At 65.4% G+C, this 19,084-nt stretch carries 17 protein-coding genes; 11 read left to right on the top strand and 6 right to left on the bottom strand.

The window, feature by feature from the left end; genetic code table 11:
- Nucleotides 1-56 precede the first annotated feature (56 nt).
- Nucleotides 57-947: a CPBP family intramembrane glutamic endopeptidase gene (locus tag ACFQXB_RS16800; protein WP_377406144.1), complete on the bottom strand. Its 891-nt coding sequence runs from the start codon at nt 945-947 to the stop codon at nt 57-59.
- A gap of 125 nt (nt 948-1,072) precedes the next feature.
- On the opposite strand from ACFQXB_RS16800, the gene ilvD reads away from it, so the two are divergent.
- The 4 genes from ilvD to ACFQXB_RS16780 all read left to right on the top strand — a co-directional run bounded on the left by ilvD (nt 1,073) and on the right by ACFQXB_RS16780 (nt 7,122).
- Nucleotides 1,073-2,806, top strand: coding sequence for a dihydroxy-acid dehydratase (gene ilvD / locus ACFQXB_RS16795; RefSeq protein ID WP_377406142.1), 1,734 nt, complete (start codon nt 1,073-1,075; stop codon nt 2,804-2,806).
- 10 nt (nt 2,807-2,816) lie between these two features.
- Nucleotides 2,817-3,482: a hypothetical protein gene (locus ACFQXB_RS16790; protein WP_377406141.1), complete on the top strand. Its 666-nt coding sequence runs from the start codon at nt 2,817-2,819 to the stop codon at nt 3,480-3,482.
- 460 nt (nt 3,483-3,942) lie between these two features.
- Nucleotides 3,943-4,707 carry a DUF6478 family protein gene (locus ACFQXB_RS16785; RefSeq protein ID WP_377406139.1) on the top strand — a complete coding sequence of 255 codons (765 nt, stop codon included), beginning with the start codon at nt 3,943-3,945 and terminating at the stop codon, nt 4,705-4,707.
- Between the two features lie 387 nt (nt 4,708-5,094).
- Complete coding sequence (locus tag ACFQXB_RS16780; RefSeq protein WP_377406137.1) at nt 5,095-7,122, top strand: FAD-dependent oxidoreductase; 2,028 nt, start codon at nt 5,095-5,097, stop codon at nt 7,120-7,122.
- Here the strand turns inward: ACFQXB_RS16780 and ACFQXB_RS16775 are convergent.
- The 3 genes from ACFQXB_RS16775 to ACFQXB_RS16765 form a co-directional block, all read right to left on the bottom strand.
- Nucleotides 7,119-8,018 carry an OmpA family protein gene (locus ACFQXB_RS16775; RefSeq protein ID WP_377406135.1) on the bottom strand — a complete coding sequence of 300 codons (900 nt, stop codon included), beginning with the start codon at nt 8,016-8,018 and terminating at the stop codon, nt 7,119-7,121. The genes ACFQXB_RS16780 and ACFQXB_RS16775 overlap by 4 nt on opposite strands.
- Nucleotides 8,019-8,087: 69 nt before the next feature.
- The gene (locus ACFQXB_RS16770) at nt 8,088-8,804 is read right to left on the bottom strand and encodes a GNAT family N-acetyltransferase (RefSeq protein ID WP_377406134.1); all 717 of its coding nucleotides are present in this window, start codon (nt 8,802-8,804) and stop codon (nt 8,088-8,090) included.
- Entirely contained in the window at nt 8,801-9,532 is a 732-nt protein-coding gene (locus ACFQXB_RS16765; protein ID WP_377406132.1) for a competence/damage-inducible protein A, read from the bottom strand. Before ACFQXB_RS16765 ends, ACFQXB_RS16770 begins: the two co-directional genes overlap by 4 nt.
- Before the next feature lie 400 nt (nt 9,533-9,932).
- Here ACFQXB_RS16765 and ACFQXB_RS16760 point away from each other — a divergent pair, with 400 nt between their 5' ends.
- The 6 genes from ACFQXB_RS16760 to ACFQXB_RS16735 all read left to right on the top strand — a co-directional run bounded on the left by ACFQXB_RS16760 (nt 9,933) and on the right by ACFQXB_RS16735 (nt 16,431).
- Nucleotides 9,933-12,482: a calcium-binding protein gene (locus tag ACFQXB_RS16760; RefSeq protein WP_377406130.1), complete on the top strand. Its 2,550-nt coding sequence runs from the start codon at nt 9,933-9,935 to the stop codon at nt 12,480-12,482.
- A gap of 108 nt (nt 12,483-12,590) precedes the next feature.
- Complete coding sequence (locus tag ACFQXB_RS16755; RefSeq protein ID WP_377406128.1) at nt 12,591-13,244, top strand: protein-L-isoaspartate O-methyltransferase family protein; 654 nt, start codon at nt 12,591-12,593, stop codon at nt 13,242-13,244.
- Between the two features lie 59 nt (nt 13,245-13,303).
- The gene (locus ACFQXB_RS16750) at nt 13,304-14,677 is read left to right on the top strand and encodes a TolC family outer membrane protein (protein ID WP_377406126.1); all 1,374 of its coding nucleotides are present in this window, start codon (nt 13,304-13,306) and stop codon (nt 14,675-14,677) included.
- Nucleotides 14,678-14,747: 70 nt separating this feature from the next.
- Nucleotides 14,748-15,164: a hypothetical protein gene (locus ACFQXB_RS16745; RefSeq protein ID WP_377406124.1), complete on the top strand. Its 417-nt coding sequence runs from the start codon at nt 14,748-14,750 to the stop codon at nt 15,162-15,164.
- A 176-nt stretch (nt 15,165-15,340) separates the two neighbouring features.
- The gene (locus tag ACFQXB_RS16740; protein ID WP_377406122.1) at nt 15,341-15,811 is read left to right on the top strand and encodes an ImuA family protein; all 471 of its coding nucleotides are present in this window, start codon (nt 15,341-15,343) and stop codon (nt 15,809-15,811) included.
- Nucleotides 15,721-16,431 carry an OB-fold nucleic acid binding domain-containing protein gene (locus ACFQXB_RS16735; protein ID WP_377406120.1) on the top strand — a complete coding sequence of 237 codons (711 nt, stop codon included), beginning with the start codon at nt 15,721-15,723 and terminating at the stop codon, nt 16,429-16,431. The genes ACFQXB_RS16740 and ACFQXB_RS16735 overlap by 91 nt, the downstream gene beginning before the upstream one ends.
- On the opposite strand, the gene ACFQXB_RS16730 is transcribed toward ACFQXB_RS16735, so the two are convergent.
- Nucleotides 16,338-17,423 (bottom strand): YihY/virulence factor BrkB family protein, encoded by a 1,086-nt coding sequence (locus ACFQXB_RS16730; protein WP_377406118.1) that lies wholly within the window; start codon nt 17,421-17,423, stop codon nt 16,338-16,340. The two genes, ACFQXB_RS16735 and ACFQXB_RS16730, sit on opposite strands and share 94 nt — an antisense overlap.
- Before the next feature lie 292 nt (nt 17,424-17,715).
- On the bottom strand, nt 17,716-18,099 hold the full coding sequence (locus ACFQXB_RS16725) for a hypothetical protein (RefSeq protein WP_377406116.1): 384 nt from the start codon (nt 18,097-18,099) through the stop codon (nt 17,716-17,718).
- A gap of 101 nt (nt 18,100-18,200) precedes the next feature.
- On the opposite strand from ACFQXB_RS16725, the gene hemF reads away from it, so the two are divergent.
- The gene (gene hemF, locus ACFQXB_RS16720) at nt 18,201-19,082 is read left to right on the top strand and encodes an oxygen-dependent coproporphyrinogen oxidase (protein ID WP_377406114.1); all 882 of its coding nucleotides are present in this window, start codon (nt 18,201-18,203) and stop codon (nt 19,080-19,082) included.
- Nucleotides 19,083-19,084: the final 2 nt, after the last annotated feature.

The following is a 19,084-nucleotide window of genomic DNA, read 5'->3' as shown; positions in this document are numbered from 1 at the left end:
GGCGACCTTTGATCCTGTTTGGTCCCTCAGATAAGGCGCAAGGGCCGGGAATGCAATCAGCGGCGCAGGGCACGGCGCGCAAGCGCCCAGATCAGCACCAACCCGGCCATGTCGAGCAGAAGCAAGGGCCGCATGGCGGCCACATCATGCTGCGAAAACGGATAGGTCCACAGAGAAAGTCCGTCCAAGGGACCTTCGGCCGAGATGAACAGAAGCGCCACCGCATTGTTCGCAAGATGCAGCCCCCAGGCCGCGCCCAACGTGCCGGTGCGCGCGGTCAGATCCGCGGCAATCAGGCCGAACAGCGCGGTCGCTGCCACGATCAGCCATGCATTGCCCCCCATCGTCTGCGGATCGTAATGCAGCAGCCCGAACAGAACCGACGGCAGCACCATCCAGGCCAATGGCGTCGCAAAACGTGCCGCAAGTTGCTGCTGCAGATATCCGCGAAACACAAGCTCCTCGGCGCCGGTCTGCACCAGGATGCCCAGCAGCGCCAGCGGAAGGAACTGAAACCAGAGGCCCAGATCCAGCTTCCGCTCAAGGGGCGGGCCGCCCGGAAGCAGCATCCACACAAGCGACAGCGCCAGCACGACGCCCGCAGTAATGCAGAAATCGCGCAGCGCGGGCCGGAGTGGGCCGATCAGCGTCAGCGGGCGGCGTCGGTGCAGGATGACAACCGCGAGAACCGGCCCAAGCGCCATGCCCAGGAAGGTGGCCAGCACCAGAACCGTGCCGACCGGGCTGCGGGCCTGCAGCAGCCGCTCGGCGCCCGGGCCGTACCATCGGTCGATCGCCAGAAGGAACAGCGCCAGGAGTCCGGCATAGATTCCCAGAATGAGAATGACACCCAGCAGCGTGCGCCACAGCTGCGCCCGCCCCCGCGCGGGCGCGACATAGGCCGAAAAGGCGGGGGACGTCAGACGGGCGGGCATTGAAGCGGTCATGCGTTTTCCTTTCGTCACATCTAGGCGCGCCGGAGGCGTCGGGCAATGCGACGGGCCGATCCGGCTTGTTAACCCGGGCCCGGTCGCCTATCCAGAGGCCAAGGACAGCCATTCCGGAGCCAGCCATGTCGCAGTCGCGCTTTGACAAATCCCGCCTGCCCAGTCGCCATGTCACCGAAGGCCCGGCGCGCGCGCCGCACCGGTCCTATTTCTATGCGATGGGCATCACCGAGGAGGAGATCCACCAGCCCTGGGTTGGCGTCGCGACCTGCTGGAACGAGGCCGCGCCCTGCAATATCGCGCTGAACCGACAGGCGCAGGCGGTGAAGATGGGCGTAAAGAAAGGCGGCGGCACTCCGCGCGAGTTTACCACGATCACCGTCACCGACGGCATCGCCATGGGGCACGAGGGCATGCGCTCCTCGCTCGCCTCGCGCGAGGCGATTGCCGATACGGTGGAACTGACGATCCGCGGCCATTGCTATGATGCGCTTGTGGGTCTTGCAGGTTGCGACAAGTCGCTGCCGGGCATGATGATGGCGATGGTCCGGCTGAATGTGCCGTCGGTGTTCATCTATGGCGGCTCGATCCTGCCGGGGCGGCTGAACGGCCAGGATGTGACGGTTCAGGACGTGTTCGAAGCTGTGGGCAAGCATCAGGCAGGCAATTACAGCGATGCCGAGCTTGCGATCCTCGAGCGCGTCGCCTGCCCCAGCGCCGGCGCCTGCGGGGGTCAGTTCACCGCCAATACCATGGCCTGCGTGTCCGAGGCGATCGGCCTTGCGCTGCCCAATTCCTCGGGCGCGCCCGCCCCCTACGAAAGCCGCGATCAGTATGGCGAGGCGTCGGGCGTGGCGGTTATGAACCTGATCGAACGGAACATCCGCGCCCGCGACATCGTCACGCGGAAATCACTGGAAAACGCGGCCCGCGTGGTGGCCTGCACCGGCGGTTCGACCAATGCAGGCCTACACCTGCCCGCAATCGCACACGAAGCGGGGATCGATTTCGATCTGTTCGACGTCTGCGACATTTTCCGCTACACCCCCTATTTCGTGGATCTCAAACCCGGCGGGAAATACGTTGCCAAGGATCTTTACGAGGCCGGCGGCGTTCCGGTTGTCATGAAGGAACTGCGCAAAGCCGGGCTGATCCACGAAGATTGCATCACCGCAACCGGCCGCACGATCGGCGAGGATCTTGATCTTGTCGCGCGCGAGGCGGATGGCCGCGTGATCTATCCGGCCGCGACGCCGATCACCCGAACCGGTGGCGTGGTGGGTCTGCGCGGCAACCTTGCCCCCGAAGGCGCGATCGTCAAGGTCGCGGGCATGTCCGAACAGGAACAGGTCTTTACCGGCCCGGCGCGGGTGTTCGAATGCGAAGAGGACGCTTTCGCCGCCGTTCAGAACCGCGACTACGCGGCGGGCGACGTGCTGGTCATCCGCAACGAAGGGCCCGCTGGCGGCCCGGGCATGCGCGAAATGCTCGCAACCACCGCTGCCATTTCCGGGCAAGGAATGGGCAAGAAGGTCGCGCTTATCACCGATGGCCGCTTTTCCGGTGCAACACGCGGATTCTGTGTCGGCCACGTGGGGCCCGAGGCAGCGCATGGCGGGCCGATCGCCCTCCTGCAGAACGGAGACATGATCACGATCAACGCGATCACCGGCGAAATCTCGGTCGCCCTGACCGATGACGAGCTGACCGCACGCAAGGCGCAATGGCAGGGGCCGCGGCCCACCATCTATGCCTCGGGTGCGCTATGGAAATATGCCCAGCTTGTGGGCTCGACCCGCAAGGGGGCCGTTACTCATCCCGGAGCCGATGCAGAAGTTCACGTCTATATGGATCTCTGAGAAGCGGGCGGTGTCCCGCGCTCTGGTGCTCGCCGCGGCAGTAGGTCTTTCGGGCTGCATGGAGGGCGTGCCGCAGGCCGCCTCCGTCGATGTGCCGGCGCGCGTCGCCGTCGCCGAGGGTCTGATCATCGTGGCCGGCCCCCGGGGCTACTGCGTGGATTTGGGGGCATCGCGCGACACGGCCGAGGGCGCGCTTGTCGTCTTGGGAAGTTGCGCGGCCATTGCCCAGGATCCGGCCCTGCCGCAGCCCGATATGGCGGCAGTGCTGACAGCCGCCGTCTCCGCTCCGGGCCGCGGGATGAAGGTGCGGGAATCTGCAGCAGCCTTGGGGCAATACTTCCGCTCGGACGGCGGCCGGGCTGCGCTGGCACGTTCCGGCCGCGCGGCGGATGTGACCATACTTGAGGATTTCAGCCGCGGTGGCGCCTATTATCTGCGCCTGCGCGACGTCGGTGCAGCACCTGGCCCGGCCTTCGAGCCTGACTACTGGCGGGCACTCATCGACATCGGCGACCGCATCATCACGCTTTCGGTGCTCGCGCCAAAGGGGCGACCCATTAGTCGAGACGACGGGTTGGAAACGTTGAGCGGGTTCTTGCAGCGCATCCTGTCAGAGAACCGGGGTATCATGGCTGGCAACACCCTGCGCGCCGACGTCGGCGTCGATACTGGCTGAGCTGACGTCCTCCCCATCTGCCCTTGCCTGCGCGCGCGGGCGCGGCAACAGAATGACGGCAGGTTGCGGCTTCGTGCAAAGCGGCTGCTGACGCATCCTTGCATGAACGTCGCTTGCGACATTCCAATGCTGAGTTTTCGGAGCGAGCCTATTGATCCGGCCCGCTCGGCCCGGGCGGTCCACCTCGAACCTGCATCACAATGCAGGTCCACCCGGACTTGGGACCACTTCCCGCGCAAGGGGCGCGGGCGGGTGGGCCAGATTGACCCGCCCCTCGGCAGCAGCCGTGACAATCCGATGGTCCTGATGATGCCGTGATCCGCTGCGCCCCATGGCCGCAACGCAGCCTGGCGATCCCTCGGATTGCGCCAAAGCCCATTTCATCCATACGCATGGCTTTTACGGCGCTCCAAAGTATGTAAAATGAAACCATTCGTCTGTGACCGCGTTTCAGAACCAAATGATTCGGAGGATTGCCATGCCCGGCTCGACTGCGGGTGCGCGTGTATGGAGCTCAGCAGCCATGTTCCAGAAGGCTGGTGCTGCTGACTGGGTAAGGGGAACAGGGATGTCACGCCTTGGTCGTCTCGGCTCGATGGCGCTTCAACTCGGTCGTCGCGGCGACCGACTGCCACATCGGACCCATGAAGACAGCGCTGGACGCGCCGTGGCGCTTGCGCCGGGCTATGACTGGGGCTGGCGGCCGCTGCCGTGGGTCGAGGCACTAGGCGCAGAGGCCAGGACCGTTGCAAACCAAACCAACGCTGGCGAGGGGGCCAATCTCTTCCACGATTGCTCGGACAGCGAAATCACGCTGCGCCAGTTGCGAAGTGATGCCCCGGGTTCGGCCGACTTCGCGCTGCAGTTCGAGGTCAGCCGCTTTGACGGTAGCTTTCTCTCCGTCGTGCTCGACATGCCTGACGAGGGCGTCCGAAGCCTTCGGCATCGTCATGTCCTTCGGCTGGATGTCAGCCTCGAGTCAGACGAGCCTGTCAGGGTATTCTCGCGGATCAACATCAAGTTCGGCCCGAACGTCGAACAGGTGGTTCAGGAGCTTGTCTTCAATGACGGGCGTGGCGTGGCCGAGTTCGACCTTGCCTATTCACAGATCAACGAAAAGCGGCTTGAAAAGGTCTGGGTCGATCTGATCTTCGAAAAGCCCGGCGTGAACCGGATGCTCGTCCGCGATCTGACGCTTACCCGCCGCCCGCGGGCCGAGTTCTGAGGCGCTGACACGGCCGGGGCCCGGCGGGCGAAGGCACGTGCCGGCGCGAACCGCAGGATGCTCGACTGGCTGGCGAGGGCAGCGCGACCCATCGCCATAAGGTCGATGGGGTTTTCCACAGGGCCGTCACCTGGAAACCCGAAGGAAAGCCTGCCGGCACATGCGGTCCAGCGTCCGAGCTTCGCAAGCCCCTTGTGGTCAGCATAACGAAGGCCGCCCATCAGAACCGTCACCACATCAGGCGCCCCTGTTCCCTTCATCCCTCGGAGGCCGCGACGCCCCTTGGCCGAGTGGGCGCAGCGATCGGCCACCGAAACCATCTTCGTGACGCCGCGTTGTGCGTGACATTGGCCGGGCCGCTGCGCATCCTGCCGCCAAGGAGGCGCAATGACCGATTATCCCAATCTTATGGCCCCGCTCGACCTGGGTTTTGTGACGCTGAAGAACCGCGCCATCATGGGTTCCATGCACACCGGGCTTGAAGAAACCGGCGACTGGAACCGCGTCGCCGAGTTCTATGCCGAGCGGGCCCGGGGCGGTGCCGCGCTGATGGTCACGGGCGGGATCGCACCCAACCCCGCCGGTGCTGTCTTTCCCGGGGCGGCAGGGCTCTACACCGCTCGGGATGTGGCAAACCATCGGATCGTGACAGCGCGCATCCATGATGCGGGCGGGTTGATCGCCATGCAGATCCTTCACGCAGGGCGCTATGCCTATGGCCCGGATTGCGTTGCCCCTTCGGCGATCAAGTCGCCCATTTCGCCCTTTCCCCCCACGGAGCTTGACGAGGCTGGCATCGAACAGCAGATCGCCGACATCGTGACGGCCGCCCGGCGCGCACAGGAAGCCGGATATGACGGGGTCGAGATCATGGGTTCGGAAGGCTATTTCCTGAACCAGTTTCTTGTGGAACACACCAACCGCCGGACCGACCGCTGGGGCGGCAGCGTTGAAAACCGCATGCGCCTGCCGCTCGAGGTTGTGCGCCGGGTGCGGGAGGCGGTGGGCGATAGGTTCATTCTGATCTACCGCATCTCGCTGATCGATCTTGTTCCCGGCGGTTCCACCTTCGACGAGGTCATCACCCTTGCACAGCGCATCGAAGCGGCCGGCGCCACGATGCTGAACACGGGGATCGGCTGGCATGAGGCGCGGGTGCCCACCATTGCGACCAGCGTGCCGCGCCGGGCCTTTTCATGGGTCACCGGCAAGCTGATGGGCAAGGTCGGAATCCCGGTGGTGACATCGAACCGCATCAATCGCCCCGAGGTGGCCGAAGATATCCTTGCCGAAGGCCTCGCGGATCTGGTGTCGATGGCGCGGCCTTTCCTTGCGGATGCCCATTTCATGCGGAAGGCCGCCGAAGGACGGGCGGACGAAATCGCGCCCTGCATCGCCTGCAATCAGGCCTGCCTTGACCATACGTTCAGCGGCAAGATCTCAAGCTGCCTCGTCAACCCCCGTGCCTGCCACGAGACCGAACTGCGGTATGAACCGGCGGCGACGCCGCGGCGGATCGCGGTGATCGGCGCCGGGCCTGCGGGGCTTTCGGCGGCGCTGGTGGCCGCCGAACGTGGTCATTTCGTCACCCTGTTCGAGGCCGGCGACCGGATCGGCGGGCAGTTGAACCTTGCGCGGGTGATCCCCGGCAAGGAGGAATTCCACGGCCTCGTCGCCTGGTTCGAGACCATGGTGGCGAAGGCACAGCTTGAACTGCGGCTCGGGGCGAGGGTGACGCCCGAGGATCTTGACGGTTTTGACGAGGTGGTCATCGCCACGGGCGTGCGGCCGCGCGATCCCCGGATTCCCGGACAGGATGCAGCGCATGTGCTGAACTATGTGGACCTGCTGACAGGTCGGGCCACGGCAGGCCGCCGCGTCGCGGTTGTTGGCGCCGGAGGTATCGGTTTTGACGTGGTGGAATACCTGGTTCACGCGGGCGAGAGCCCGACCATGAACCTGCCCGAATGGTTGCGCGAATGGGGGGTTGCCGATCCGGAACAGGTGCGCGGTGGCCTTGATCCGGAAGGCCCGCACCCCGCACCGCCTGCGCGCGAGGTGACGCTGCTTCAGCGAAAGCCCGGCAAGCCGGGCCGTGGCCTTGGCAAGACCACCGGCTGGATCCACCGCGCGACTCTGCAGATGAAAGGCGTCCGGATGCTGCCTGGTGTCACCTATGAACGGATTGATGCCGAGGGGCTGCACCTGCGCATCGGCGCAGACGCCGCCCGAGCCGAACTGCTGCCCGTAGACACGATCGTGCTGTGCGCCGGGCAGGAACCGGAACGCGACCTTGCTGATGCGCTTGTTGCCGCGGGACGGCGGGTGCATGTCATCGGCGGCGCGGATGTCGCGGCGGAACTTGATGCCAAGCGAGCGATTGACCAGGGTTCACGGCTTGCTGCGACGCTTTAGGGCGCAGCCTCGATCAGCGCCTCGACCCGGCGATTCTGCTGGCGGCCCCCCGGGGTCAGGTTGCTCGCCCTCGGAGCGAGGTGCCCGACTCCTTGTGTGGAGATCTGCCCGGCCGCCACGCCGTGTTCCGCCACAAGCACGTCCCGCACTGCATCCGCGCGCTGCCGGGACAGGGTGATATTTCCTGCGAGGCTGCCTTGCGCATCGGAATGACCGACCAGAATGGCCCGCGCCCCTGGGTTGGCCCGCAGAAAGGCCGCCAGTTCGGCAAGCGAGCCTGCGCTTCCCGCCGACAGCCGGGTTCGGCCGGTTTCAAACCTCAGATCATCAAGCGCTACGACCGCACCGTATTCATAGTCGGCGGCATCAGGATCACGGGCCTTGGTTGACAGGCCCGAAGTCACCTCGGCCGGTTCGCCGCTCGGCGCGACATGGGTCAGCTGGGCATAGCCGCGACCACTGCTGCGGCTGACGATCAGGCTGATGAACTCGTGGCCTGCATCGGACGCGCGCCGGGCGGAAAGAAAGCGGTAGTCGCCAAGGTCCACGTGCATGTCGGGCTCGGGAAAGAGCTCGATCGCATATCGGAAGTCAAAGCCGCCGCAATGCTCGGTCGCACATTCAAACAGGATCTCGAAGCCTGCCGCCGCCAGCTCATCCCGCAGGGGCGTCATCAGGGCCAGCGTGCTGGCGGGACGCGACGTGCGCCAGGCGATCTGGCGCAGCGCGCCCTCGGCCTGCAGCGCGGGAAGGGTCCCGTCCCGCCAGCTGCCCGTCGGCACCCGATGCGACGCGAAGGTCTCCTGACGCTCGGCGGCGACATGGACATCGGGTGGAAGGCTCAGGGGCATACAGAGAGCCGGGGCGCCCAGCAGGACACCCGCGACGGCAAGCATCAGCGTCCTTGCCCGGACGGAACCGGCTTGAAGTTCACGTAAGACAGGCACTGCTCGGCCTCTTGCGGCTCATTTCATGCGATAATGATAGTGTCCCACAAGTTGCAGTCCAAAGGAAGCATAGAGCTTTCTTGCCCGCACATTTGCCCGGGTCACCACAAGCGACAGCCAGTTGGCGCCATTGTCCTGTGCCCAGCCGACGGCACCGCGCAAGATGTTGCGTGCGACGCCTTGCCGACGCTGCGAGGGCACGACCTCGAGCGCGTGCAGCATCGCAACATCGTGATCGCAGGCAATGAAGGCGGTGCCTGCGGCACGGTCGTTGACACGGCCCAGAAGCGCAGCCTTGGAGCCCTGCACCCGCTGCATCACCGCCTGGCGCTCTGCGCCGATCCCCGCCTCGGTCCACAGGCTGGTCTGAATGCCCAGCGGCGGCCAGCATGAAAAAAAGGAAACCGGCGGCACGTCGCGGCAAAGCCCCTCGAGGGGCGCAAGGTAAACCGCCACCGGGTCCACGACGGCATAGCCTTCCGCCGCAAGCTGCCGATCAAGATCATCCTGATCGCCCCTGATCATGAACAGCCGGTCCTGGCCGAGGTTGGCCATAGCAGCTTCTGCGGCCCGAATGTCGGCGGCGGTGACGGGCCCTTCGGCGCTTGCCGCAGAAACGCGCTTGCCGCCGCCCCTGCCTTCGCGGATCGTCCAGGGGCCAAGTTGCACCCTTGCCGCAGGGGGCCAGGTCGCCTCCAGCACGCGACAGAGATCTGCGAGGCCGGGCGCTGTCACGCAAGCGCCTCGGGGAACAGGGCGGCGAGCCGGACCATCGCGGCATCGACATCGGCGGCTTCGGTTCCGCGAATGACGATCGTTGCGCCGTGAGCCCCGTTCGAGATGAAAGGATAGGATCCGATCGAGAGGGTCGGAAATGCCGAAGCAAGCTCCGCAAGCGGCCCGGCAATCTCGCCCTCGCCGCGCGGGATGCGCAGCGACTGGGTCAGAAGCGGTGCTCCGCCGCTGATCCTTGGCAGAAGCGATGCCACCATCGCCTGAAACACATTCGGCACCCCCGCCATGACATGCACGTTTTCGAGGCTGAACCCCGGCGCCGAGGAGATCGGATTTTCGATCAGCGTCGCGCCGGCGGGGATCCGCGCCATCCGCAATCGCGCGGCATTCAGTTCCGAACCCGTCTTGGCATAATGGGCCGCCAGAATCGCCCGCGCATCATCGCGGACATCAAGACCCAGACCGAACGCCGCCGCCACTGCATCGGCGGTGATGTCATCATGGGTGGGACCGATACCGCCCGAGGTGAAGACGTGGTCGAACCGGCCCCGCAGGCCATTCACGGCCGCAACGATGGCATCGTGCACATCGGGCACTACCCGCACCTCGCGCAGGTCGATGCCGCGGTTCGACAATTCGCCGGCAAGGAAGTGCATGTTTGAATCGCGGGTTCGGCCGGACAGGATCTCGTCGCCGATGACGATCATGGCTGCGGTCGGGTTTGGCATGGGATGGCTCCTCGTTCCGGGACGTGATCCGGTCGGGTCTGGTATAGGCCTGCAGGTAACGCTTTCAAACCCCTTTGATCCTGTACCTGGTCAAGCTCTGCCGTGTCGGGCGCGGCGGGCGCGGCCCGCGCCGACACCTGCGGCAAGAGGTGTCGGCACCTGGACCATCGGGACGGCGCGATGGGCCGGCACGCTTCAAAAGGCGGGATGAGGGCGCGCCAGGGACATCTGGCTGATCCTTATTGAAAAACCGGAACCTGCGACCGGATACGTTCCAGCCGTTTGCGGATGCCCGATCGCCTTTTGAGCAAAAGCGACGCTGCCGCGGCAGACCTAGAAACATCAGGCATTCCTTTTGAGCCTGTTCATGCCGATCGTCGATTTTTCCCAAGGGACCGCCGTGAGCGGTTACGTGAGCCCGCTTCTGTTCGGAGGCAACATCCTGTTTCACAAGGACAGGGTTGGCGACCAGGGCACGTTCGACGAGGCGGTCGACCAGCTTCGGCTGACCGGACTGAGGTATCCGGGCGGGTCGATCACCGAAGACTATTTCGACATCCGCAGGCCGAACGCCACAAGCGCCGTCGATCCGGTCACCGGCCTGACAGTGGATCTGCTGCCGCTTGACAGTTTCCTGGCCTATGCCGCGAACGCAGGCATTGCACCGACGCTGGTGATACCCACGCGGCACGCGCTGCTTCCCGGCGATCATGGCACACGCGCGCTTGACCCCGCCTATATCGCTGACATGCGTGTCTTCGTGCGCGAGGTTCTGGCCGGGGCGCATGGACAGGTCGATATCTTCGCCTTCGAAATCGGCAACGAATACTGGGGTTCAGGCCGCATGACCGCGCTCGAATACGGGCGGGTGGCTGCGGCCATGGCGGTGGCGATCCAGCAGGAAATCGATGCGCATCGCTCCACATTCGGCGGGGCGCATTGGACCGAGCCGCTTATCGCCGTCCAATACGGCCAGGCCGGGGAATACTCTCCCGGCTCGGGCTGGGTGCAGAACCAGCAGATCATGGCGCAGTTCGATGCGGCGGCGCGCAAGGCCGTCGACGCCGTGGTCAGCCATTACTACCTCAAGGACTCCTATGACCAGGTGACCGCCACCGACTGGTATTTCAATCGGCTGGACAGCTGGCGCAACAGCCCCGGACTGGAGCATGTGCAGTTCTTCGCGACCGAATGGAACACGTGCTATACGAACCGCAACGAACTGGGGCTCGTGCAGGCCTCGACCATGCTCGCGAAATTCGCGATGATGGTATCGCGAGGGATCAATGCGGCCTGGGCCTGGCCGATCCAGCAATCCACGATCAACAATCTGGCCGGCCCCGAGGGCAGCGATCTGCTGCGGGCCGGCGGGATGATCTTCCAGCTCATGGCCCAGAATATCGCGGGCGGGCGACTTTTGCGGCAGGATTACCGAGATCCAACCTTCGGCAGCCAAGTGTACCGGGTGGGCCACACGGATGTCATCTATCTGTCCTCCCGCCTCGACCAGACGCGCGACTTCTCGATTGACCTGTCGGCCTTCGGCCCGGGCGTCACGAATGTAAGCGCGGTCATCCTGGGTGCTGCCGGCGATCCCGTGCTGCGCAATACGATCCCCACGCTCGAGGTGATTTCCGGTCTCTCGCTGGCGGGGGGCCGCATCAACCTGACCCTTGATGCCTACGAAATCGCACAGATCACGGTGACATACGGCAGGAACGGGATCGTGCTGCGCGGTCACCAGGTCGCGACCGAGGTGCCGGGCGTGTCCTACGACGACCTTCTGATCGGCAGTGACTTTTCCGACCAGTTGTTCGGGTTCAATGGCAACGACACGCTGATGGGAGGTGCAGGCAACGATCAGCTGCATGGCGGTAACGGCGATGACTGGCTGCAGGGCGATACGGGCAACGATACGCTTTTCGGTGGCAGCGGAAATGACACGCTGCATGGCGGGCCGGGGCATGACGTGCTGGAGGGGGATGACGGGAACGACCAGCTTTTCGGCGGGCTGGGCAATGACCTTCTGCGCGGCGGGGCGGGCAATGACAGCCTGTGGGGCGGCGATGGTGACGATACCGTGCTTGGCGGCACCGGCCGCGATGTGCTGCATGGCGGGGCGGGCAACGATCTGCTGGGAGGCGGCGGCGGAGATGATATCCTGTTCGGCGGGACGGGCAACGACACGCTTTACGGCGCCGACGGCAACGATGTCCTGCACGGCGATGATGGCGATGACCTCCTGTTCGGCGGGAACGGCAACAACCAGCTCTTGGGCGGAAACGGCAATGACACCCTGTGGGGCGGCCCAGGGCATGACCTGATCGGCGGGGGCGCGGGGGCAGACCTGATCCATGGTGGATACGGCGACGACAGCCTATATGGCGCCGACGGCAACGACACGATCCTTGGCGGGGCCGGAAACGATCTTGTTTTCGGAGGAGAGGGCGATGACCGGCTGTTTGGTGATGCCGGCAACGACACCATTGCTGGCGGCGCAGGAAATGATCTGATTGGCGGCGGCGCGGGGGACGACCTGATCCATGGCGGCGACGGCAACGACAGCCTTTACGGCGCCGACGGCAACGACACGATCTTTGGCGGGGCCGGAAACGACCTGGTGTTCGGCGGGCATGGTGCCGACGTTCTGGGCGGCGGTGCAGGTGCCGACATCTTCGTCTTCCGTTCGGCCCAGGAAATCGGCATCGGCACGACCAGCGACCGGATCATCGACTTTGCTCGGGGCGAGGACCGGATCGACCTGACGGCGCTGGCGATGCGCAGCTTCATCGGCAGCAATGCCTTCAGCGGCAGCGCCGGGGAACTGCGCTTCGTGCAGGCAGGCGGCACCGGCCTGCTGCTTGGAGATGTGAACGGCAACGGCCAGGCGGACTTCATCCTGCTCGTGGACGGGATCGCCGATCTGTCGCGCGGCGACCTGATTCTGTAGCGCCCCTGCGACGTGGCCGCATTGCGGCCCGGCCCATGGCTTCGGTTGCCCCAGGACAATAACTGTGGCAAGAACGTTCTGACACAACTAGACCGAAGAGTTCAGTCCATGCCGGATTACGCTGCCCGCCGTAGCAAGATGGTCGATCACCAGATCCGACCCTCGGACGTCACCAAGTTTCCGATCATCGACGCGATGCTGACCGTTCCACGCGAACTCTTTGTGCCCGACAGCAAGCGCGAAATGGCCTATATGGGCGAAAACCTGGTCTATGGGCTCGGCCGCTACCTGCTCGAGCCGCGAACCTTTGCCAAGATGCTTGAGGTAATCGATCTTCAGCCAAGCGATCTGGTGCTCGATATTGGTTGCGGGCTTGGTTATTCCACCGCCGTGATCGCACGCCTGGCCGAAGCCGTGGTGGCCATCGAGGAAGACGAGCCCCTCGCCGCCGAGGCGCAGGCGATTCTTTCCGATCAGGGCGTCTATAGCGCCGCCGTGGTTACCGCCCCGCTGACCGAAGGTGCCCCGCAGCATGGCCCTTATGACGCGATCATCGTGGAGGGCGCGATCGAGGTCTTCCCGGATGCGCTGGCCGCGCAGCTCAAGGAAGGTGGTCGCGCCGTCTGTCTGTTCATGGAGGATGTTCTGGGCGTCTGCCGCGTCGGCTTCAAGTTCGACGGCAAGATCACCTGGCGCGACGCCTTCAATGCCTCGGCTCCGGTATTGCCCGGGTTCGAGAAACACCGCAGCTTCACCTTCTGAAACCGGGCCGGCGCCATGCACGCCACCGGGATGTGAATGATAACGAGCAGGATCGTGTAATGTCCCTTCGCAGCCTTCCCCTTTTCGCCGCCGCGATTCTGACCTCGTTCGCGCTGGTGGCGCCTGCCGCAAAGGCCGACACGCTCGCCGATGCGCTGGTGGCGGCCTATCGAAACTCCAACCTTCTGGAACAGAACCGTGCGGTTCTGCGGGCTTCGGACGAAGATGTGGCGCAAAGTGTCGCGGCGCTTCGTCCCGTCATCAGCTTTGCGGCCAGCACCACCTATACTCACCGTGCGCAGGGTTTCCTGCTGGAGGACCTGTCCGGGCAGGCAGGGCTTTCGGCGGAACTGACGCTGTTCGACTTCGGCCGCAACCGGCTGGCCATCGACATTGCGCAGGAAAGCGTGCTGGCCACCCGCTGGGCGCTGGTCAATGTGGAACAGAATGTCCTTCTGAATGCCGTTTCGGCCTATATGAACGTCTGGAGCGCAACCGAGAACGTCCGCCTGCGCCAGAACAGCGTCAACGTGATCTCGGAAGAACTGCGTGCGGCCCGGGACCGGTTCGAAGTGGGCGAGGTGACACGAACCGATGTCGCGATCGCCGAGGCCCGCCTTGCCGCCGCCCGGTCGTCGCTCTCGGCAGCCGAGGGGGAACGCGCCATTGCGCTCGAGGCATATAATGCCGCCACGGGTGCCTTCCCGACCAGCGCCGTGCAGCGCCCACCGGCCCCGCCCGCAACGGCGGGCAGCCTTGACGATGCCAAGGGCATCGCCCAGCGCACCCACCCCTCGATCCGTCAGGCGCAGCATCAGGTGACGGCGGCCGAGATGAGCGTGGCCCGCGCCGAGCCTGCCCGTTCGGGGCGGATCAGCGCCGGCGCGAACCTTGCTGTCGATCAGGATGGCAACGACACCTCGCGGCTCAGCCTCAGCTACAACCAGCCGCTTTATACCGGCGGGGCGAATTCGTCGCTCTATCGTCAGGCGGTTGCCCGGCGTGATCAGGCACGGTCATCGCTGCATCAGACCGCGCTGGAAATCGTGCAGGAAGTGGGAACGGCCTGGGCGCAGCTCAACGTGGCGCGGGCACAGCTGGAAGCCTCGGACCTGCAGATCCAGGCGGCCGAGATCGCCCTGAACGGTGCCCGCGAAGAGGCGGCCCTGGGCGCGCGGACCACATTGGACGTGCTCAACGCCGAACAAGAACTTCTTGATGCCCAGGCCAGCCGCGTGAATGCCGAGGCAAACCGGCATGTGATGGTCTATCGCGTTCTGGCGTCGATGGGTCTTCTGACGGTCGAGCATCTCAATCTCGGCATCCCGACCTATGATCCCTCGGCCTATTACAACGCCGTGCGCAATGCGCCGGCGCGCAGCCCTCAGGGCGAGGCGCTGGACCGGGTGCTGGGCCGGATCGGTCGGAACTGAGGGTTCCAACAGGATGGTTGTTTCAAGGGGCGACTGCGGCTAGACTTTCCGGCGCAACGGGGGGATGACCATGTCCGACGCACACCGGGAAAAAGACACCAACCCTGCGGCCAGCCTGCGGGATGACGGCCCGCTTGGCCCCTTGGTCCTGACGCCTGATCTTCGGATCGTCCCGGATGCCGGCCCGCAACCCGTGCCCGCTGCGCCGGTTCTCAGCCTTGCCGATACGATTGCCGAGCTTGAGGCGGCCCTTTCCGGGGGGGATTGGGAGCCTGATACACCTCCCGCCTTTGAGCCACCGCCTCCCCTTGGCCGCGCGCCCTCACCGGAACCGGCCGCGATACCGGTTGCGGATCTGCGCCCTCTTGTCGCGGAATTGCTGCGGGAAGAGCTCCGAGGCCCGCTGGGCGAACGCATCACCCATACGGTCCGCAAGCTGGTTCATGCCGAAGTGGCACGCACGCTGGCAGCGCGTGGCCTGCAGTGACCGGGCTCTGACCCTTGGGGGCCGGGACCGGCGTTCAGCGTCACCACACAATCCCGCCGATGAGATCTGACAGCACTTCCGCCCCACTTCCCCTCCTGCCTCACCGTGTGCATGAGGCGTCCGGGCCTGGCCGGCGGCTTTTTGGGCTGTTGCAGGTCGCGCGGTGCGAGGGGCCGGTGTTCTGGGTTCAGCCGGATCATGTGGCGGAACAGCTGATGCCGCAGGCGATGCCCGAAGGGCTGGCGGCGCAGCTGCATATTGTGCGGGCACCGTCCGAGACCGAGCTTCTGCGCGCGGCGGAGGAGATCCTGCGCGAACCCGCCGTCGCCGCGATGATTGCCGAGCCGCAGAAGCCGCTGTCGCTGAAGGCGGGGCGGCGGTTGCAGCTGGCCGCCGAGGCGGGGGGGACGCTGGGGATCCTGCTGACCGGGTCGGCGGGGGGAAGTGCCGCAGTCGAGACCCGCTGGCACTGCACACCTCTGGCCGGCCTCGGGCCGGAGGACTCGACTCTGCATCGCTGGACGCTCATCAAGAACAAAAGCGGAACATCAGGGGAGTGGGATCTGCGCTGGGATGGCTCGTCGCCTGCTTTCGACATGGTTTCCGCGACTGGCCAGCGACCGGGCGCTGCGGAAACGTCCGGTTGACGGGCCTTTCGCGCTCAGCCTCCGGACCGGGAACAGCGAGCATCTGCACTGCCTGGCGTGAATTCCTGACGCTGGAGGATGAAACCGGCGTCTCCAACATCGTCGTCTGGAAACGCACCTACGAGATGTTCCGCAGCGCCGTCTCCGCCGGCCGCCTGCTGCGCGTCACCGGCCGGATCGAGCGCGACAGCCCGGTCATCCACATCATCGCCACGCGGATCGAGGACCTTTCGCCACAGCTCTCGCGCCTGGCGAGGCGCAGGCAGACCCCATCGACCCGCGGACGCGCCGACGGGGCCGTCCGCCCCATGCAAGGCAGCGCCCAGCACCCCGGCGAACAGGCAAAGCTCCTCTTTCCCAGCAGGGTTTTCACTAACCTTGATCGGAAGCGGCACGCATGCAGGGCCAGATCTGCTGCACCCGCATCACCGGCACCGCCAGCAATCGCGGAAAGACGCGCGGCTGCCCGACAGATCCAGGCCACTCAGGCAAAAGGGCTGCGCCGCCCGATCCCGCAGCGCCGCCCTTATGACCGGCTTTGGCCCAGGGTATCTGCAGCCTGCGCCCCGCGCTGCCCCATGGGCAGCGGTGCGCCTGTTGTGGAATCCCGGCGCGTCTGACGCTCCATCTCGGCGTTGAGTTCGGCGCCCATGATCACGATCGTTGCGGAAACCCACATCCATACCATGAAGGCGATCACCGCCCCCAGCGATCCATAGGTTTCATTGTAGCTGTCGAAACTGGTGACATACCAGGAAAACCCGATCGAGGCGGCGACCCAGACCACCGCTGCAACCAGCGCCCCCGGCCAGACCCAACGCCAATCCGGGCGTTCCCTGTCCGGGGCGAAGCGGTAAATCACGCAAATCGCTCCGATCAGCGCCAGCAGCAACACCGGCCAGCGGCCCACCCGCAGCGCCAGTTCGCCCAGCCCGTCAAGGCCCACGAACCGCAGCGCGACCGGCAACAGCACCACAACCCCGATGATGACCACGACCAGTGCCATGGCGCAAAGCGTGAAGAACAGGGAAACCGCCGTCAGGCGCAGGAAGGAACGTCCTTCGACCTCGTTATAGGCCACATTCATCGCGTCGAAGATCGCCTTCATGCCGTTGTTCGCGCTCCAGAGCGTGATGCCAAGGCCCATGACGAAGCCGAACCCAAGCTGACCCGTAGGCTGTGCGGCGATCCGCTCCATCTGGCCGGACAGGATCTCGATTGCGCTATCGGGCAACAGCCCTTCCATCATCCCGACATGCCGCACCACGGTTCCCGCATCCGCGAACAGGCCATAGACCGAGATCAGCGCCGTAAGGGCCGGAAACAGCGCGAGCAAGCCATAGAACGTCACCCCCGCAGCAACCAGCATCACCCGATCCTGCCCCAACTGTCCGTAGCTGCGCCAGAGGATATCCTTCCATCCCGCCAGCGGGATCTGAAGTGGCCCCGCCGCCGTCCGGCCCCGCCCGCCCTCTGCCATGGGGGCACGCCCCGCCCGCAGGCGCGTCCCGGGCGGCGCCCGGTGCGCCCGTTCAGGGCCGCGCACCGTCAGGAGAACCAGCAGCGCGGCAAGTGCCGCGACCATCGCCGGACCGATGACACCACGTCTCATGGCACCAGCCCGCGGCCTCGTGGCACCGCCACGCCTGCCCGCGCCCCGGAACTGCCCTGGGGTGCAGCGGCGTGCGGCAGGCCCCTGCCGCAGCGGGCCGCCGATGCCTGGAGCCGGACCGCCCCGAACGCCATCTTCATGCTGAACACATTGCCTCCCGTTTCGACTTCACCATCCTGTGCAGATGCAGCCCTTGCGGGGTACATCCTGTCAGGCGAACCGCTGGTCACAGGGAATGGTTCCGGCCACTGCCTGTGGGAAGGGCATCGAACCCAGGCAAGAGCGGGGGCGCTTACCGGCGGGGATGCTGCTGTTCGCAGGCCGCGATGCTGCTGGCGGCCCGGATCGTCAACTCGTTCTGCTTGGCACGCAGTTGTGCCAGCTTGCGTTCCTCGGCGCGAATATCGATGGCGGTGGGGCGGTCGGTGACCGTCGGCTGGGCGGTGCTGCAGAAGGTGAACGGGTTGGTGGGTGACAGGCAGAAATGCAGCCCCGTGCGCACACCCGGTTCGCGGATCAGCGTATAGCCCCGGTCAAGGTTGGTTTCGGTCTCGGCCACCAGGGCATTGACCACCCGCAGCTCTTCCGTAGCCGCATTGATGCAGCGTTCGCGCGGATTCGAGCAGGCGGCAAGCGCAAGAGGCGCGACGAGGCAGAGTGTCAGGGGCAGGCGCATATCATCTCCGGGGGCTTGCGGTTCCGCTCAACATAAGGGCAAAGCTGGGAAGTGCCAATTCACGGCTTGCAGAGCGGCAGGCCACAACCGAAGGGGGAACCATGTCCGCACCGTTCGAAGCCGAGAAATCCCGCGCCGCCAGCTGGTTCCGCAGCCTTCGCGATGAAATCTGCACCGCCTTCGAAACCCTCGAGGATCGGCATGAGGACGAGGCACTGCCCCCGGGCCGGTTCGAACTGAGCGAGACGCGGCGCAAATCCGACGGCGACAGCGACGCAGGCGGCGGCCTGATGAGCGTGATGCGTGGGGGCCGGGTTTTCGAAAAGGTCGGCGTGAACGTCTCGGCCGTCTATGGCCAGCTGGGCGAGGCGGCGCAACGCGCCATGGCCGCGCGCGGCGTGCCCGGAATGGACAGCGATCCGCGGTTCTGGGCCTCAGGCATCTCACTTGTCGCGCATATGCGCAATCCGCATGTGCCGGCGGTGCACATGAACACGCGGATGTTCTGGACGCCTCATGCCTGGTGGTTCGGCGGCGGCGCCGATCTCAACCCCTGCATCGAATATGAAGAAGATACCGCCCATTTCCACGACACGCTGCGCCAGGCCTGCATGCCCCACAGCCCCGACTACTACCCGCGCTTCAAGGCCTGGGCGGATGAGTATTTCTTCATCCCGCACCGAGGCCGCGCGCGGGGCGTCGGCGGGATTTTCTATGACGATCTGAACACCGGTGACTGGGAGGCCGATTTCGCCTTTACCCAGTCGGTGGGGCGCGCCTTCCTGCCGGCCTTCCTCGGCGTGGTCGAACGCCGCCGCCATCAGGACTGGACGGCGGCGGACCGTGACGCGCAGCTTGTCCACCGCGGGCTCTATGCCGAATACAACCTTGTCTACGATCGGGGGACCAAGTTCGGGCTTGCCACCGGCCATGATGCGAATGCGGTATTGATGAGCCTGCCCCCGCTCGCCAAGTGGGTCTGACG

The organism is Halodurantibacterium daqingense, from assembly GCF_042666235.1.
Taxonomy (GTDB): Bacteria; Pseudomonadota; Alphaproteobacteria; order Rhodobacterales; family Rhodobacteraceae; genus Halodurantibacterium; species Halodurantibacterium daqingensis.
This window is presented reverse-complemented; position numbering and strand designations above follow the sequence as displayed.